This window comes from Sphingobacterium sp. MYb382 (assembly GCF_037572665.1).
Taxonomy (GTDB): Bacteria; Bacteroidota; Bacteroidia; order Sphingobacteriales; family Sphingobacteriaceae; genus Sphingobacterium.
On sequence record NZ_JBBGZT010000029.1, the window covers coordinates 373005 to 389430 of the forward strand.

Genomic DNA, 16426 nt, shown 5'->3' on the forward strand with positions numbered 1-16426 from the left:
CCGAAGGAGCGGTAAATTCAGGCTATAAAAAAAGCTAGCTCGATATGCAATCGAGCTAGCTTTTCTATTTTAATAGTATCTATAGCGTGATTATTCTCCGCTTTCTTTTGCTGCTAAGTAGCGTTCAGCTTCAAGCGCCGCCATACATCCTGTACCTGCCGCTGTAATTGCTTGGCGGTAGATATGGTCTTGTACGTCGCCACATGCAAATACCCCAGGGATATTCGTAGCTGTACTGTCTGATTTAGTAATCAAATAGCCTGTTTCATCCATATCCAATACATTTTGGAACAATTCTGTGTTTGGCTTATGGCCGATAGCAACGAAGAAACCTGTTACATCAAGTGTACGTGTTTCTTTCGTTTGGCTATTCAAAACGCGCACAGCATTTACGCCTTGCTCATTACCTAAAATCTCTTCCGTTTCTGTATTAAATAAAACCTCGATGTTAGCCGTATTTTGAACACGGTGTACCATTGCTTTAGAAGCTCTAAACTCGTCCTTACGCACAAGCATATATACTTTCTTACATAGCTTTGCTAAGTAAGTAGCCTCTTCTGCTGCCGTATCTCCAGCACCAACGATAGCTACATCTTGCCCTTTGAAGAAAAATCCATCACATACCGCACATGCTGATACGCCAAATCCGTTATATTTCTCTTCTGAAGGTAGACCCAACCATTTCGCGGTAGCTCCTGTTGCGATGATCACTGTTTCAGCGCTCACCCATTTCTTACCGTCGATTTCTACTTTATGCACGCCACCATCAGTAGCAAACTCTACTTTTGTAGCATAACCAAAACGCACATCGGTACCAAAACGTTCCGCTTGCGTTTTAAGATCTTCCATCATAATAGGACCCGTAATTCCTTGCGGGTAGCCAGGGAAGTTATCTACTTCGGTAGTTTGTGTCAACTGACCGCCGGGAACAATACCTGTATATACAACAGGTTTCAAATCTGCACGTGCCGCATAAATTGCCGCAGTATATCCTGCAGGTCCCGAACCAATAATAAGGCACTGTAAGTGCTCCATTTCTGTTTGATTACTCATTTCTTTATCCGTATTATTTTCCAAATTTACCTTGTAGGCCTTTCAACATATCTGTTGTGATTGGCTTTGAAGGGGCTTTTGGTTTAGTATCTTGTTGAGGCTTAACAGCCGCTTTTCGTTCTTGTTGTTGACTTTCTTTCTTTTTCGCTCGATGCGCTGTCCACAGGGTTTCCAATACTCTTTTTGTGTACAAAGGGAAATCACCGTTCTGCATCCACGCATAATAACTTGGCTCTACATCAAATACCTCTGTAACTTTACGTCCCTTATGTTTACCAAAATTAATAGTAGGATCGCCATCAGCATCAAATACCAAGCGACCTGCAAAATCTACAGGATTACTTAAGTTGGTAAACTTATGTAGGGCTTCTACGTCATTCACAACGGGCTTACTCACATTGCCATGTTTATCTTCGTAGGCTACATCATCATATTTCGAAAGCTGCGCTTTCAAAACGTAGTACGTAGCACGTACATCAGCCTCTGCAGTATGTGCATTTTCTAAACTCTCGTTACAATAGAATTTGTAAGCTGCTTTTAACGTACGTTGCTCCATTTGGTGGAAAATATTCTGTACATCGACAAAAGAACGTCCCTCCAAGGAGAAACTGTTACCTGCACGAATAAATTCTTCCATCAACATTGGAATATCGAATTTATTAGAGTTGTATCCTGCCAAATCAGCGTCTCCAATAAAATCAGCTACTTCTTGCGCTCTTTGTTTGAAAGTTTCTACATCTTTGATATCCTCGTCATAAATGCCGTGAAACATAGATGATTCAACAGGAATCGGTCTTTCAGGGTTTATGCGCATTGTCAAGACTTGTTCTTCCCCGCTTGGTAATACTTTTAGTATAGCTATCTCTACAATACGATCTGTAGAAATATTTACTCCTGTAGTTTCCAAATCAAAGAAAGCCAAAGGACGTTTTAAGTGTAATTCCATGTGATAATTCAGTTGTTTAAAACTTGTCGAACAAAAGTACAAAACTCTTTCCGTCTTCTCGTCTCTCGCGTAAATAATTGACACTATTCCTAGGATAATAGTCTATCTAGACATCATCATGACCTTTCTACAATAAAATATAAGTTAGGAAAAAATAGGCTGGTTAAATTAACCGACATCCACGGAGAGAGATATCAATAAAAAAGGGTTCTTCATCAGAACCCTTTTGTTATAAAAATTAAGCTAATTTCTCTTTTAATGTGTTGAGTTGGTGGTCGACCTGTTTTTGTAAAGGTCCAGAAGCCAACATCTTCATCATCATATTGAGCTCTGCATCAATTATGAACGTTGCTTTTGTTTGTCCTGCTTCAGGCTCTTCAACTTTCCACCGTAAGGTGACAGCAAAAGGTGCTTCCTCTGCGGGAATACAAACGATTTCTTCATTTTCTATGCGCTGACTCACTTTAAGTGCCAACTTAGCCATATTCTGAATGGTGAAGCGAGCCTCATCCGCAGTAGATGTCCAGTTATAAATATTATCCGGCATTAACTGCTCATGATTATTTAAATCCGCTAAGAAAGCATAAACCTCCGCTAGGGGTTTATGAAGCGTTACACTATTTTGAAATACTGCCATATAACGAAGATAATGATTTTTATTTACCTGTCCAATTACTTGGATCTTTGCGCCATTGCTCTAATAAATCTACCTCAGACTCTAGAATATAGCTATTGCTTACCGCAACTTTGATTAAAGCATCGTAAGAACAAAGACTATGGAAGCTACATTTAGCATCTGCAAAGTTCTTAACAGCCTCATCAAAACCATAGGTAAAGATGGAAACTAAACCAACTACATTACAACCTGCTTCACGCAATGCCTCAACGGCCTGTAAGCTGCTTTTTCCCGTAGATACTAAGTCTTCAATAACAACGACACGCTGTCCGCTATTAATTTCGCCTTCAATCAGGTTTTGACGACCATGACCTTTCGCACTGCTACGTACATAAGTGAAAGGAACGCCTAAATCTTGAGCGACCAATACACCTTGAGGTATCCCTGCTGTAGCCACGCCTGAGATCATCTCAACCGATCCATAGACTTCTTGAATCATTTGAGCAAGCTGTTGACGAATGTAGGTTCGAATAGCAGGATGCGACAAAGTAATACGATTATCACAATAGATTGGAGACTTCCAACCAGACGCCCATGTAAAAGGGTTTTTAGGTTGTAATTTTATTGCTTTAATTTGCAATAAAGATTCAGCAATTTTTTGTTCAACCTCATTTAAATTATTCATGGCGCAAATTTATAAAATTTATATGAACGAATCTCAGCTAATTTTAGCTGATTTTGTTCCAAAAAAAACCAAAAACACACAAACAATTGGTTTACAAGATATTGAAATAGAAAAACTTTTCCAAGCGTCTACGAACAAAAGTAGCGTACCCACGACCTATTTGTACGTAGGGCCACAAATTGAAGAACGCTTCAGGGAATTGTTACAAAAGGTAAACATTATTAAAGCTGCTGGTGGTCTTGTAAAAAATGGAGATGGCCATTATCTTTTCATCCATCGACTTGGAAAATGGGATCTTCCAAAGGGTAAAGTGGAGGAAAATGAAAAAATGAAAGAAGCTGCAGTGCGTGAAGTGGAGGAAGAATGTGGCATCAAGATAAACTACCTAGGTCCAAAGTTAGTTTCTACCTACCACACCTACCTTATGCGCGGTAAGCTTGTTATCAAACAAACGAACTGGTATGACATGGGGGTAAATAAGGTGCCTAAACTTATTCCACAGCTGGAAGAAGATATTACCGAAGCACGTTGGATAGACAAAAATGAGCTTGCGCCAATTCAGGAAAATACATACCCATTGATTGCTGATATCTTAAAGCATATCAAATAAAGATAAAATGCCCTCACCTTTTTATACTGGTGAGGGCATTTTATGTATACTACTCGCGTAATTTTTTTAAGCCGTTTCCAGCAAGTTGCGCTTCCAGCATATCCGTGTCTAAAGCACCTTCATATTTAGCAACCACGAGCGTAGCCGTTGTATTTCCAATAATATTGGTCAAGGCACGCGCCTCCGACATAAACCGATCTATCCCTAGCACCAAAGCCACAGCTTCCACAGGCACATGCCCCACCACAGGCAAAGTAGCTGCCAGCGTGATAAAACCACTACCCGTAACCCCTGCTGCACCCTTGGAGGTTAACAACAGCACCAAGAGCAATACCACTTCCTGCTGCAAAGTAAGATGCATATCTAAGGCCTGTGAAATAAATACGGCGGCCATGGTAAGGTAAATGCAAGTACCATCTAGGTTAAAAGAATAGCCCGTAGGGATGACCAAGCCGACGACAGGCTTTGAGCAGCCTAACGTCTCAAGCTTGCGCATAATTCCGGGCAAGGCAGACTCTGACGAGGAAGTACCTAACACGATGAGCAGTTCTTCTTTTATGTAGCCTAGTAGTTTAAAGACATTCACACGAACATAAAAATGTAAAACGGCACCCAATACAAAAAGGATGAAGAAGATACAGGTTAAGTAAAAACTAAGCATCAGGAGTCCTAATGACGACAACGTTTCGACACCATACTTACCAATGGTGAAGCCCATGGCGCCCATCGCACCGATAGGTGCCAAATACATAATCATCTTGATAACGGCAAAAATGCCATTTAGGAAACTCTGTAATACATTGATGACCGGTTCAGAGGCTTTAACACCAATTTTTGTAAGTCCAATTCCAAAAAGTACTGCGAATACTAAAACCTGGAGTAGATTGTCTGATGCAACGGCAGCAATCACATTCTCCGGAATTATTCCCAATATAAAATCCACCGTATTGGTATGCGCCGCTTCTTTGACATAGTGCTGCACCGCAGCGCCGTCCAGGGTTGCCGGATCAATATGCATACCTGTACCTGGAGCAATCCAATTGATAAACACAAGCCCTATAACGAGTGCTATGGTGGTCATTATTTCAAAGTAGATAATAGCCGTAGCTCCAATTCTACCTACTTTTTTCACATCTTGCATCCCCGCAATACCGATTACAATAGAACTGAAAATCAGCGGTGCGATAACCATCTTTATGAGTTTTATAAAGCCATCACCTAGCGGCTTTAGCTTAATCGCAAAATCCGGATAGTAGACACCTAAGAACACCCCGAGCAGAATCCCTACAATGACTTGAAAATAGAGGCTTTTGAAAATAGATTTCATAGTATTAGGTTAAATTAAAATTAGCATCAATAGCCAAGCGGCTATTGATGCTTCATATAGAAATTAGCTATAAATTGAAGAAATTTTGTGCTTAGCGTTCCACGATTTCTTTTACGGTTTCGCCATAAAAGTCCGTATGCGTGGCTTTCATGTGCAGCAGCTGATACCATTTTCGAAAAGCTCCAACGAAAACAATAAGCATAAGCACCATTGCCAGCATGGCTAAAGAAGCCAGTAAATATTGCTTTTGTGGCAGGTACATATCGACCACCTGCACATAGCCAGCCCAGAAGGTTATAATAGCCATAAAAACACCAGGAATTGCCGCACATAAAGCATACTTACCACGATTCAAACGTATCAGCATGGTCGTACACACAATGAGGCCACAGGCGGCAAGCAGCTGATTACTAATCCCAAACAAAGGCCATATACTGCTTACATTGCCTGTATAAACCAAATACCCCCAAGAAAAGGTAAAAAGAAAACTAGCAATCAAAACGCCTGGCAACCAATTTTTGTTGCGGAAAGCGGGTATAACACCACCTAACATTTCTTGTAGGAAAAAACGACCTACACGTGTCCCTGCATCAATTGCCGTCAAAATAAAAACAGCCTCAAACATGATTGCAAAATTGTACCAATAGGCCATTACATCATCCATAAAAGGAATCTTATCAAAAATATGCGCCATCCCTACGGCTAAGGAAACAGCACCGCCAGTACGTCCATGTAAATCAACACCGATACGATCAATAAAATGTTGCAGATCGACAGTATGCAGGTGTGGATTTGCCGCAATAAAACTTTCATAAGCTGCTACAGGGGTGTTAATAGCGAAATAATCACCCGGCATCAAGGTGCAGGCAGCAATAAGAGCCATCAAGGCTACAAAACCTTCGACTAGCATCGCTCCATAGCCTACAAACAATATTTCCTTTTCGTTGGCTAGCATCTTTGGTGTCGTTCCAGTTGCAATCACGGCGTGAAAACCAGAAATAGCACCACAAGCAATTACAATAAAGATAAAAGGCAATACAGGCCCACCAATCACGGGGCCACCACCATGAATGAACGGCGTTAGTGCAGGCATCTCTAGCGTAGGGTGTACAAAGACAATACCCACGGCAAGCATTAGAATAGTACCTATTTTTAAATACGTAGATAAGTAATCTCTAGGCACCAACAATAACCATATTGGCAATACGGACGCTAAGAAACCATATACCGCAATGGCAATAGAAATGGTTTCTACTTTCCAGTGGAAAAGGTTATTCAGGTATTCATACTGCATAAGGTTATGCCCACCAATGATACCTGCAATTAGCAACACACCTCCTAAAAGGCTCGCCAAGGTTACCGAGTTTTTGCGATAACGCATAATTAAGCCCATGATAATAGCAATTGGCATCGTGATAATCACCGTAAACAAGGACCAAGAAGCCTCATGCATCGCACTTATACAAGCTAAGGATAATCCGGCTAAGGTTAATATAAGAATGAACAGCACAGCGATACCGGCAATAGCTCCTGTAGTAGGCCCAATTTCTTTACTTGCTATACTGGCTAGGCTTTCTCCTTTATGGCGCACAGATGCAAAAAGAACAACCATATCGTGTACGCCTCCTGCCAAAACACAACCTATTAAAATCCACAAAGTTCCCGGTAAATACCCGAACTGTGCCGCAAGCACAGGCCCTACCAATGGTCCTGCAGCAGCAATAGCGGCAAAATGGTGCCCAAACAGAACGCCTTTATTTGTAGGTACATAATCATGGCCGTCAGCAAATTCTACAGCCGGCGTTTTATGTGCAGCATTCAGCCGCAGCACTTTACTCGCCATAAAGATGCCATATATCCGATAGGCAATTGCAAAAAGTAACAAGGCCACAAAGACCAATGTTAACGCATTAATTCCGTTCAAAAATTCCATATCTATCAATGTTAAATGATGGTTTAAGGGCGATTATCAGTACTTAGTCGGTTCTAAAAACCATATTTAGGTTATAATGCGAGCAAATTAATAAAAAATATTAATAAATAAATCCTTAATAGAAAAATAAATTAAAATAACAGTTTGCAATTACTCCTATAAGACGATTAACTATCTACAATGACTCCTATGCAACTATTCGCGCATTAATCGTAAATACGATGGTCTCAACAGTGTTATCTATGTTTAAATATGGTTATCTAATATACTATTCAAAACACCAACATCCAAACAACTGTCTTTCAATAGGTTTAATCACATCAGCATTTAGCACATAATTTAGATTATACAGCTAGCTTAAAAGGTATATATGGGGTATGTATACAAATACGGCTACTTTTTCAAGTAGCCGTATTTAGTTTTATTTCTTTTCGCAGACGAGTATGCTCGACTGCCCTAATCGTTGCGAACCGCGTGATGCGGGTACCGCCACCTCTCCTACAGGTTGGAAATCGATAGCTCCAATCTCTTTCGGTACATATATCTCTACCGTAGTGCTGGCATAACCGCTAGGTAGGTATTTAATATAATAGCCTTTTGGATGACGACTCCATACGCCACGTGGGAAGTTGTCGTTGATAGGTGCAAAACCAGCCAACATCGCTAAACTCTCGACATCTTTATAGCTAATGTTTGCGCTCGTCATCACGCCACGAATTTTGTTTTCCAACTCTACTACAGACTTTGCTGGTTCGGGTAAATTGGCTGTAATGGACTCTAAAGCTTCACCGCTTAGGTAATCGACAATGGAGCTACTCAAACTACTAAGATCTTTTGTACTCAGCAGAACGGCAGCAGTAGCTTGCAGCTCTCTAGACATTTTTGAGAAATTTGTCTTTGCCAAAATTGCCCATATCAACATTTGCACGTCACGCTGCTCAATCTCAGGATGATTTGCCCAATTGGCTATCATCGTTTTCACGGTCTTCTCTTTAGGTCCTAAAAGTGGAGCAAATAGATAAGCATCACCTTTAGAAGGGCCATATGTTCCTGCTTGCAAGCAAAAACTTTTGAAAGTACCGCTATAGAATCCCGCTTGAAGTTTAAATCCGGTTGTCGACACATATGCCAACTTTATATCGCAAAGCTGTTTACGCACAGAATCTTTACCGAAATCCATCGGAAGGATATTTTTCTGATCACAGTCGTCGAAGTTGGTGGTGATTGGTGTACTTTTAAGCATCTTGAGTTGTGAGCTATTGAGCACCTTACCGACATTTTGGTTTACAAGGTCTCCAAGTTTGCCGAACTGAGCATGTGCTTGAAAGCTATAAAAACTAATGCATAGAAAAAAAACAAGCACCTTTATTGGCGAATTTTTCGGGCTACCTTTCATATTGTTAATGTTTTGATTAGTAATCAAAAGTAACAAAAAAACAAAACGTCTAAATATTAACTTTATATTAATGCTTAAGGGCTTTATGCTGCTCAAGCGCTCAGCAAAGACATTGCGCTGACGAAGATTATAATTATATATCGTAATTTAGTATGCTATAATATGACGACTATGAAGAAACTTTTTATCACTATTGTTTGCCTTGGCATGGGGCTTGGTGCCTTTGCACAAGAGTCAACTGTTGAACCACAAAAAGGTAGTTCATGGATATGGGGTCCTTCTATTGGTTATCAATACCAAAAAGGAAGCTTTGTTAAAGCATCGGGCTGGGGACTCTTCGCTCCTAATGACCATCAATACGTAAAGATTGATGCCGGAGCCAACTTCACTTGGATGAAAAAGGGAACTACTGTTATTCCTGAGGTAGGCGTTACATACTACCTTTCTAATGCGGGTATTTGGCCTTTTGTAAAAGCAGAAATCACACCTTATACCGTTACGCCTAAAGTAGGTATCAGCTTAATGTCTATGTTGGATATAGGATTAGGCTACGGAATAAATATCAACGAGAAATCTAACTTCAAGAAGATAGACGGTTTTACGGGATCTATTAACATCAATTTGCCCTTGAACTTCTTCATCCGTTAGTCTTTTTTATTAAAGAATAATCTTCTTGTGCCGCGCTTTAGTTCTCGGCACAAGAAGATTTAAAAAATATCTCCCACGCTAGGCAGCCTTCCCTCCTGTTGCTAGTTCAAAAAGCTAAATAAACAGCCCCTTTATTGAAATCGATACACTTAAAAAACAAATAACTTTGTTGTAGTCAGTAGGAGTTATAAAACCTCCTAATTGCTCTTTTAACAATGAAAGCGTTTACTGTTTATATACTAGCCTTATGCCTACTCAGCCAAAGTTTTGGTGCTGCTTGGGTATTGGCTAGTTTTTACAAAAACCGTAATTATCTGGCTAAAAATCTATGTATCCTGCGCTATGAAAAAGTCAATACCTGCAAGGGTGAGTGTATCTTGGTGAAGCAGTTAAGAACGCTTAAAGAAACGGACACAGAGAAAACATCCCTAAAAATAAACGAATATTCTTTTCTAAGCCTTCCACAGGAAAACCTTCATCTGGCGCTTCACTGGATGGCAGAAAGCGATATCCTTCTCTTCCCTACTCCTGCCAAGCAGCAAGCCTGCTGTGACGGCTTTACCACGACTCTTTTCCAGCCCCCCATTGCTTAGCTATCCTTTTGCTTACGGGAATAAAAACCCGAATTAACAAGTTTACAATTCACATTTTCACAAATCTATTTTGTGGATAGCTAAGATATTTATGAATCTTCAAAGACTAAAACAGGGCTTCGGCTACTGTTTACTACTATTATTTATAGCGGCTTGCCAGCCTAATAAAGAAAAAGCAACGCTTCCTATTCTCGGAGATAGAGATACCAAAATGATGCTAAAAGATGGTGAATCAGTTATCGACACGATATATCATACCATTCCGCCGTTCAAATTTATGGATCAAGACAGCCTGTGGATAAGCCAAGCAGAGGTGAAAGGCAAAATCTATTTAGCAGATTTCTTCTTTACGCGTTGTCCGACAATATGTCCTATTTTATCAAAAAATATGCTCGCTATTGCGCAAGAGTTTGAACAAGAACCCCAAGTACTCATTTTATCACACACCATTGATGAAAAGTATGACAGCCCAGCTGTTCTTCATGAATATGCAGAAAAATTAGGTGCACCGAGCAACTGGCGTTTCTTACATGGCCCACAAGAGGCCATTTATCATATTGCAGGTAAAGCGGGGTACTTCTCTTATGCCCAAGTTAACAATGATGTTCCTGGCGGATTTGATCATAGCGGAGCCTTTACACTCGTCGATAAACAAGGACGCGTGCGTGGCGTTTATGATGGCACAAAAGCGGAAGATGCCCTACAAGCTATTCAAGACATACGCAAACTACTCACCGAAGACTAGCATCCACAATAGATAGATATAACGTTAGCGCAGCACACCCTATTAAAACAGCTTTTTCGATTAGAAAACGAGCTACAACAAAATAACTATGAAATACATACAACAACCGATCCTCTTCGGATTACAACTTTTTCTATTTTCTTTTCTTGTCGTTAATTTCGGCGGCTGCCAGCAGCCCTCTTCTACGACGACCAATGCAGATGACGCTCCAGACTTAAAGAATCTTATCCTACTTAAAGACACCCTGTCAGGGCCTTATCAGATTAATATCTTAGCACAAGACAGCTTGCTTGATAAAAATGAGACGCTTTATATACAGATCAAAGACTCTACAGGCAAACCACTCGAAAACAAAGAGTTATCCTACAGCATGCGGATGGATATGGGCATGATGTCTCACGGTGGTCCTTACGCGCCTATCGTTAAGTTAGGTAATGGACTATTTAAGGCAGAGGTCGTTTTTATCATGGCTAATATGGAAGGTATGGGCAAAGGCTGGTTATTCGAGGGCGTAATCAACAAAAAAGATAGTATTAGTATACCGCTTCAAGTACATAAAGCACCTAACCTGCGCACAACAGCTGTTAACAGCTTGGAGGATGGACGCTTCTTTGTGAGCTGTATATTACCGCAAAAGACTACAGCAGGCATACAGAAGGTAGACTTCACGCTTCATAAAATTGAACAACACAATTTCCCACCGCTTGACGGCTACAGTTTAGAAGTCGAGCCTTTCATGCCTGATATGGGACATGGGTCATCAAACAATGAGCCTGCCCAAGGTCGTGGAGAAGGTCATTATCAAGGCACCATCAACCTGAGCATGCCTGGCTTGTGGCAGATTAAGGTGCGTCTCTTCAAAAATGGGAATAAAGCCGTAGAGGAGGAACTTATTTTCCCAATACAGGTCATTTAAAACAAAAGCTCACTAATTGTCGAAAAAGAGGTACACTTATTTTAAAACCAAAAATAAACTCCATGAGCCTCCTCAAACAAACAGGGACTCATTTTAAAAAAAATAACGTCATGAAAAATATGCTATTGATAAGTATATGCTTATTATTACTAATTGCCTGTGGAAATCCTGAACCAAAAGAAAAAAAATCCATATCTTTCCATAAAAAAGAGGAGCCTGAGCAAATAGAGAAGCCACAAGCACCTACAAATGGTAATAAAGGAATTGGGCCTATCAAAAATTTTGTAGCACCCGCCTTTGACCAAGCACAAGCAGACCGGGGGAACAAGCTATTTATAGTAAAGTGTTCTATGTGTCATGAACTAAAAGAAGAAAAATTAGGCCCTGCATTACAGGGAGTGACTACACGAAGAACATCAGAATGGATCTTAAACATGATCCTAAATAGTGCCGAGATGCTCGAAAAAGATAAAGATGCCATCGCCTTAAAAGCTCAATACGAAAACACTATGGTGAGTATGGGCTTATCTGAAGACGAGGCTAAAGCTGTCTTAGCCTACTTAAAACAGGAGGACAGCAAATAAACAATAGTCAACAAAACGAAAACTACAATGAAAAACTCAAGTAGAAGAACATTTGTCAAAAACAGCCTAGGCATTACGGCTGGAGCCTTATTCTTTAGTCAGGCTAAAGCAATGGATTTTTTAACTACAGAATCCGCGGCGGCGTTGAATTTCGACTTTGTTAAGTTACCTTACGCATTCAATGCGTTGGAGCCATCCATCGATGCAGAAACCATGCAAATACACTATGAACGTCATTATAGTGCTTACGTGAAAAATGCAAATGAAGCTATCCAAGAAGAAGGTATCAAAGCCGCAAATCCGAAAGCATTATTTGCTGAGATTTCTAAATACTCTAAGAAAATCCGTAACAACGGTGGTGGTGCTTATAATCACGAAATGTTTTGGTCAATCTTACAAAAACCGACAGCCAACAATGCGCCTAAAGGTAAATTGCTAGCTGCCATCACGAAGGATTTCGGTTCTTTGGATGCTTTTAAAGACCAGTTTGGCAAAGCAGCAACAGGACAGTTTGGTTCTGGATGGGCTTGGTTGGTAGCTGATGGTGGAAAACTAAAAATTGGTAGCACGCCTAACCAAGACAATCCACTAATGGATGTATCAACGTTTAAAGGAACGCCTTTGTTATGCCTTGATGTATGGGAACATGCTTACTACCTAAAATACCAGAATAAAAGAGCTGACTACATCAAAAGTTGGTGGGATATCGTTAACTGGGATCAAGTAAGTGCACGATTCGTCTAACTAGCACAAGATAGTTAAAAACGAGATTCCAAAAAATAGCATATAGGCCCCAAAAAGTTAGTAACTTTTTGGGGCCTTCTTATGAGCTATCATTTTTTTTAATAGAGTCTATGCGGACCCTTACCCCCATAGATTCAACAGGTTACTGTCGTCAAAAAATAACAACAGCATCCATTTTTAGGACGGCCCATATCCCCAAATCATAAAGAAAAAAACCTAATATGTAATTTATTTTCACAGGATTATATACACCTAGAAATCATAAACAACTGAAAAACAATAAAATAAAAACAAACGACACGTAAGTACACAAAAAAAACACCACCTAGCCCACTGAAAACTAATTAATTAGCACATTTTTTGAGGGAGGAAATCAACTAATTTAATTTTATGAAAAGATATTTCGCAGAGTTCTTCGGAACCTTTTGGCTAGTTTTTGGCGGATGTGGTAGTGCTGTGTTTGCAGCTGGCGTACCTGACATCGGAATAGGCCTTCTCGGCGTAGCCCTTGCTTTTGGTTTAACGGTTTTAACGATGGCTTATGCGGTAGGGCATATTTCAGGCGGACATTTTAACCCTGCCGTCTCATTCGGTCTATTCGCTGGCGGTCGTTTTTCAGCCAAAGAGCTACTTCCCTACATCATTTCTCAGGTGCTAGGTGCTATTGCTGCTGCTGCAATTTTGTACAGTATCCTCAATGGTGCTGATGCTTTTTCGAGAGAAGGGGCCGGCGCCTTTGCCACCAATTTCTACGATATGCCGGGCTACCATGGTCGTAGCTACAGCCTATTTGCAGCCTTCTTAGCAGAGTTTGTCCTCACAGCATTTTTCCTTATTGTTATCCTCGGTGCAACGGATAAATATGCTAATGGCAAGTTTGCGGGAATAGCTATAGGTCTAGCATTAACATTAATTCACCTGATATCGATACCGATTACAAATACGTCGGTAAACCCTGCACGCTCTACCTCGCAAGCTTTATTTGTTGGTGGACAGGCCTTATCACAGTTATGGCTTTTTTGGGTAGCACCGATTCTAGGCGCTATTGTAGGTGGTATTATTTATAAATACCTCCTGCAAAAGGATAGCCAAGAGGCATAATTCTACAAATAACAAAGCGTCGGTCTTTATCTAGAAAATAAAGATCGACGCTTTTATTTATACAAAAAAAATAAAAAAGATCACAGAACGGTCTAACAACGGCGAGTATCACCCGATACCTCACGAATTACAATGCTGAAGCCGCGCCTAAATAAACCTGAAATATAGGGTAATTATAGCCTTTACAGACCTTTAAAGGCATAAAAAAAGCCTCAAGAAATCTTGAAGCTTTTGTAGTAGCGGGGAGCAGGATCGAACTGCCGACCTCAGGGTTATGAATCCTGCGCTCTAACCATCTGAGCTACCCCGCCGTTTTGATGATGCAAATATAGCAAGAAACTGTTACATGCCAAGAAAAAAAATAACTTTTCGTCTTCCCTAGGGGTAAAAAAACGGCAATCTATTCATTTTTAAGGCGATAAATTTCAAAAAAAATAGCGTAAAAATATTTATATGCAATATACACTTAATAACAAAATAAAAGTGTATACTTACAGAAATCAAGAGTTCTGTGTATTAATTATTAACCAAGTAAAAAGTTCTATGGAAGAAAAAGTTAAAATACATTTAGAATACATTATCAACTCCTCTCCTAGGATTTTGTATCCCTTTATTCAGGAACCCAATGCTTTATCACAATGGTTTGCCGATGACGTGAATTATAGAGAAGGCGTTTATGAATTCATCTGGGATGATGAAGCTAACCGAGCGAAGTTGGTTGCGCAGAAGGAAAATAAGTCCGTTCGTTTCAAATGGCTAGATGATGAGCCTTACTATTTCGAAATTGAGATTATCCAAGACGAGTTAACTAATGACGTAGCTTTATCGATTACGGATTATGTTAAGCCGGACAATTTGGAAGATCGCAAAAAGATTTGGGACAACTCCGTTGGTTATTTGCAAAGTGTAATTGGCGCTTAGGCGCCCTTTTCAACACCTTTTTTAACGGTTCTTTATCACTTTCCAAATCCGCACTTACAGAAAAATATAGTATCTTTGCGACACAAATTTTAGGAGGATATTCCTCAGGGAGTCAGGAATTCGTATGAAAAAGATACACTTATTAATTCTACAAGCATTTATAAGGCCTTTCGTGGTATGTTTCTGTATCGTGATGTTTGTCCTTTTAATGCTTTTTTTATTTAAGTATATCGATGATTTAATCGGTAAGGGCTTTGATGCTTACATGATATTGGAACTTGTAGGCTATCAGTGTGCTGTTCAGCTATCTATGGCTTTACCCCTTTCAATGTTGCTATCATCGATCATGACTTTCGGAAACCTAGGCGAAAGTTATGAGCTCGTCGCTATTAAGGCGGCAGGTTATTCCTTACGTAAAGCGATGATGCCTTTAGTGGTGTTGGTTGCAATATTTGCGGGAGGTTCCTTTTTATTCTCCGATTATATCCTTCCGGTAGTTAACCTAAAGATGGGTTCCTTACTATGGGATGTACGCAACAAAAAAGCAGACTTCTTAATCAAGGCTGGTATTTTCAACAATACGATACCTGGTTATTCCATCCGTGCGAAATCAAAAAGTAAGGACGGCACCAAGCTATACGATTTAATGATTTATGATCACCGTTCGGGAAGCTCGGCGAATAATGTGTTATTAGCAAAAGAGGGTTTCATCCATAATTCGGCTGACAACAACTACATGATTCTACGCTTGAACGATGGCGTTCGTTATGAAGAGTCACGCGTTCGCAATGCGAAGCGTTACGACCCTAGACAGCAATTTACCCGTTTCCGTTTTAAAGAAACGGAGCAAAAGTTTGATATGGCAGCCTTCCAGATGAAGCGTACCGACGAGAATGCTTTCCGTTCTCACCATGCCATGCTGAACTTACGCCAGCTGAAGCTCTACACAGACTCCAACAGGGTGATACAAGATAGTGTTGGTCGCTCCATCGCCATGGAGACCAAAAACTACATTTATTTCTTGGCTCCATATTACCACGTCGACAGCGTTAAATCTGTTAAGACGAAGCCATTTACGGATTTCTTAGCGGACTATGTACCCAAAGACCAACAACGTAATACCGTAAGTAACGCGCTAGGACAAATTCAACAATTAAATAGTATCTACGCTACAAAAGAACCCGAATACCAGGCCTATGTAGAAAAGGATATCCGTTATAATATCGAGTTTCACCGTAAGTTTACGTTAGCGGTTTCCTGTTTATTACTATTTGCCATTGGTGCACCATTGGGGGCTATCATCCGAAAAGGAGGATTGGGCTTACCTGTTGTGGTTGCCATCATCTTTTTCTTAATTTACCACATCATCTCTACGATGGCCGAGAAAGCGGCCAAAGACGGCAGTTTAGACCCTGTGTTAGGGATGTGGATGGCTATTATTGTATTGAGCCCATTGGCAGCCTTTTTGACGTATAAGTCTACGACGGACTCTTCTTTATTTGATATTGATCAGTACAAAATAAAACTAGAAGCTTTGTGGAAAAAGTTGAGTAGTCGATTCCCAAAGAAGAAACTACAGAGCTAATAACGAAGCAATTTGACAAGCGA

17 protein-coding genes and 1 tRNA gene are annotated in these 16426 nt (G+C 40.2%); 10 read left to right on the forward strand and 8 right to left on the reverse strand.

Annotated elements, in window-relative coordinates; all coding sequences use genetic code 11:
- Window positions 1–90 precede the first annotated feature (90 nt).
- From trxB to pyrE, 4 genes are all read right to left on the reverse strand, one after another.
- Complete coding sequence (trxB, locus tag WH223_RS19300; protein WP_340049507.1) at window positions 91–1053, reverse strand: thioredoxin-disulfide reductase; 963 nt, start codon at window positions 1051–1053, stop codon at window positions 91–93.
- A 13-nt stretch (window positions 1054–1066) separates the two neighbouring features.
- The gene (locus WH223_RS19305) at window positions 1067–1999 is read right to left on the reverse strand and encodes an exonuclease domain-containing protein (protein WP_340049508.1); all 933 of its coding nucleotides are present in this window, start codon (window positions 1997–1999) and stop codon (window positions 1067–1069) included.
- A 238-nt stretch (window positions 2000–2237) separates the two neighbouring features.
- On the reverse strand, window positions 2238–2636 hold the full coding sequence (locus WH223_RS19310) for an SRPBCC family protein (protein ID WP_340049509.1): 399 nt from the start codon (window positions 2634–2636) through the stop codon (window positions 2238–2240).
- 19 nt (window positions 2637–2655) lie between these two features.
- The gene (gene pyrE, locus WH223_RS19315) at window positions 2656–3300 is read right to left on the reverse strand and encodes an orotate phosphoribosyltransferase (protein ID WP_340049510.1); all 645 of its coding nucleotides are present in this window, start codon (window positions 3298–3300) and stop codon (window positions 2656–2658) included.
- Between the two features lie 22 nt (window positions 3301–3322).
- On the opposite strand from pyrE, the gene WH223_RS19320 reads away from it, so the two are divergent.
- Window positions 3323–3910 carry an NUDIX domain-containing protein gene (locus WH223_RS19320; protein WP_340049511.1) on the forward strand — a complete coding sequence of 196 codons (588 nt, stop codon included), beginning with the start codon at window positions 3323–3325 and terminating at the stop codon, window positions 3908–3910.
- A 49-nt stretch (window positions 3911–3959) separates the two neighbouring features.
- On the opposite strand, the gene dctA is transcribed toward WH223_RS19320, so the two are convergent.
- The 3 genes from dctA to WH223_RS19335 form a co-directional block, all read right to left on the reverse strand.
- Window positions 3960–5237: a C4-dicarboxylate transporter DctA gene (dctA, locus tag WH223_RS19325; protein ID WP_340049512.1), complete on the reverse strand. Its 1278-nt coding sequence runs from the start codon at window positions 5235–5237 to the stop codon at window positions 3960–3962.
- 91 nt (window positions 5238–5328) lie between these two features.
- Window positions 5329–7170, reverse strand: a complete 1842-nt coding sequence (locus WH223_RS19330; RefSeq protein WP_340049513.1) for a carbon starvation CstA family protein — start codon at window positions 7168–7170, stop codon at window positions 5329–5331.
- A gap of 421 nt (window positions 7171–7591) precedes the next feature.
- Window positions 7592–8566 carry a hypothetical protein gene (locus tag WH223_RS19335; RefSeq protein WP_340049514.1) on the reverse strand — a complete coding sequence of 325 codons (975 nt, stop codon included), beginning with the start codon at window positions 8564–8566 and terminating at the stop codon, window positions 7592–7594.
- Window positions 8567–8737: 171 nt separating this feature from the next.
- Here WH223_RS19335 and WH223_RS19340 point away from each other — a divergent pair, with 171 nt between their 5' ends.
- The 7 genes from WH223_RS19340 to aqpZ all read left to right on the forward strand — a co-directional run bounded on the left by WH223_RS19340 (window position 8738) and on the right by aqpZ (window position 13897).
- On the forward strand, window positions 8738–9214 hold the full coding sequence (locus WH223_RS19340) for a hypothetical protein (RefSeq protein ID WP_340049515.1): 477 nt from the start codon (window positions 8738–8740) through the stop codon (window positions 9212–9214).
- Window positions 9215–9429: 215 nt separating this feature from the next.
- Complete coding sequence (locus tag WH223_RS19345) at window positions 9430–9807, forward strand: hypothetical protein (RefSeq protein ID WP_340049516.1); 378 nt, start codon at window positions 9430–9432, stop codon at window positions 9805–9807.
- Between the two features lie 91 nt (window positions 9808–9898).
- Window positions 9899–10552 carry an SCO family protein gene (locus WH223_RS19350; protein WP_340049517.1) on the forward strand — a complete coding sequence of 218 codons (654 nt, stop codon included), beginning with the start codon at window positions 9899–9901 and terminating at the stop codon, window positions 10550–10552.
- Between the two features lie 88 nt (window positions 10553–10640).
- A complete protein-coding gene (locus WH223_RS19355) occupies window positions 10641–11468 on the forward strand; it encodes a FixH family protein (RefSeq protein ID WP_340049518.1) in 828 nt (275 codons plus the stop codon).
- 62 nt (window positions 11469–11530) lie between these two features.
- Window positions 11531–12052 carry a c-type cytochrome gene (locus WH223_RS19360; protein ID WP_340049519.1) on the forward strand — a complete coding sequence of 174 codons (522 nt, stop codon included), beginning with the start codon at window positions 11531–11533 and terminating at the stop codon, window positions 12050–12052.
- A 27-nt stretch (window positions 12053–12079) separates the two neighbouring features.
- Window positions 12080–12796, forward strand: coding sequence for a superoxide dismutase (locus tag WH223_RS19365; protein WP_340049520.1), 717 nt, complete (start codon window positions 12080–12082; stop codon window positions 12794–12796).
- Window positions 12797–13186: 390 nt separating this feature from the next.
- On the forward strand, window positions 13187–13897 hold the full coding sequence (gene aqpZ / locus WH223_RS19370) for an aquaporin Z (RefSeq protein ID WP_340049521.1): 711 nt from the start codon (window positions 13187–13189) through the stop codon (window positions 13895–13897).
- A gap of 237 nt (window positions 13898–14134) precedes the next feature.
- On the opposite strand, the gene WH223_RS19375 is transcribed toward aqpZ, so the two are convergent.
- Window positions 14135–14208, reverse strand: a tRNA-Met gene (locus tag WH223_RS19375).
- A gap of 232 nt (window positions 14209–14440) precedes the next feature.
- Here WH223_RS19375 and WH223_RS19380 point away from each other — a divergent pair.
- Both WH223_RS19380 and WH223_RS19385 read left to right on the forward strand, forming a co-directional pair.
- Window positions 14441–14818, forward strand: a complete 378-nt coding sequence (locus tag WH223_RS19380) for an START-like domain-containing protein (RefSeq protein WP_340049667.1) — start codon at window positions 14441–14443, stop codon at window positions 14816–14818.
- A 124-nt stretch (window positions 14819–14942) separates the two neighbouring features.
- The gene (locus tag WH223_RS19385) at window positions 14943–16403 is read left to right on the forward strand and encodes an LptF/LptG family permease (RefSeq protein WP_340049522.1); all 1461 of its coding nucleotides are present in this window, start codon (window positions 14943–14945) and stop codon (window positions 16401–16403) included.
- Window positions 16404–16426 lie beyond the last annotated feature (23 nt).

What these genes read in the sequence shown, in the direction of transcription:
- WH223_RS19340 (WP_340049515.1), top strand. Translation starts at nt 8,738, where the DNA reads ATGAAGAAACTTTTTATCACTATTGTTTGCCTTGGCATGGGGCTTGGT.
- WH223_RS19345 (WP_340049516.1), top strand. Translation starts at nt 9,430, where the DNA reads ATGAAAGCGTTTACTGTTTATATACTAGCCTTATGCCTACTCAGCCAA.
- WH223_RS19310 (WP_340049509.1), bottom strand. Translation starts at nt 2,636, where the DNA reads ATGGCAGTATTTCAAAATAGTGTAACGCTTCATAAACCCCTAGCGGAG.
- dctA (WP_340049512.1), bottom strand. Translation starts at nt 5,237, where the DNA reads ATGAAATCTATTTTCAAAAGCCTCTATTTTCAAGTCATTGTAGGGATT.
- WH223_RS19305 (WP_340049508.1), bottom strand. Translation starts at nt 1,999, where the DNA reads ATGGAATTACACTTAAAACGTCCTTTGGCTTTCTTTGATTTGGAAACT.
- WH223_RS19360 (WP_340049519.1), top strand. Translation starts at nt 11,531, where the DNA reads ATGAGCCTCCTCAAACAAACAGGGACTCATTTTAAAAAAAATAACGTC.
- WH223_RS19335 (WP_340049514.1), bottom strand. Translation starts at nt 8,566, where the DNA reads ATGAAAGGTAGCCCGAAAAATTCGCCAATAAAGGTGCTTGTTTTTTTT.
- trxB (WP_340049507.1), bottom strand. Translation starts at nt 1,053, where the DNA reads ATGAGTAATCAAACAGAAATGGAGCACTTACAGTGCCTTATTATTGGT.
- aqpZ (WP_340049521.1), top strand. Translation starts at nt 13,187, where the DNA reads ATGAAAAGATATTTCGCAGAGTTCTTCGGAACCTTTTGGCTAGTTTTT.
- WH223_RS19350 (WP_340049517.1), top strand. Translation starts at nt 9,899, where the DNA reads ATGAATCTTCAAAGACTAAAACAGGGCTTCGGCTACTGTTTACTACTA.
- WH223_RS19380 (WP_340049667.1), top strand. Translation starts at nt 14,441, where the DNA reads ATGGAAGAAAAAGTTAAAATACATTTAGAATACATTATCAACTCCTCT.
- pyrE (WP_340049510.1), bottom strand. Translation starts at nt 3,300, where the DNA reads ATGAATAATTTAAATGAGGTTGAACAAAAAATTGCTGAATCTTTATTG.
- WH223_RS19385 (WP_340049522.1), top strand. Translation starts at nt 14,943, where the DNA reads ATGAAAAAGATACACTTATTAATTCTACAAGCATTTATAAGGCCTTTC.
- WH223_RS19330 (WP_340049513.1), bottom strand. Translation starts at nt 7,170, where the DNA reads ATGGAATTTTTGAACGGAATTAATGCGTTAACATTGGTCTTTGTGGCC.
- WH223_RS19355 (WP_340049518.1), top strand. Translation starts at nt 10,641, where the DNA reads ATGAAATACATACAACAACCGATCCTCTTCGGATTACAACTTTTTCTA.
- WH223_RS19320 (WP_340049511.1), top strand. Translation starts at nt 3,323, where the DNA reads ATGAACGAATCTCAGCTAATTTTAGCTGATTTTGTTCCAAAAAAAACC.
- WH223_RS19365 (WP_340049520.1), top strand. Translation starts at nt 12,080, where the DNA reads ATGAAAAACTCAAGTAGAAGAACATTTGTCAAAAACAGCCTAGGCATT.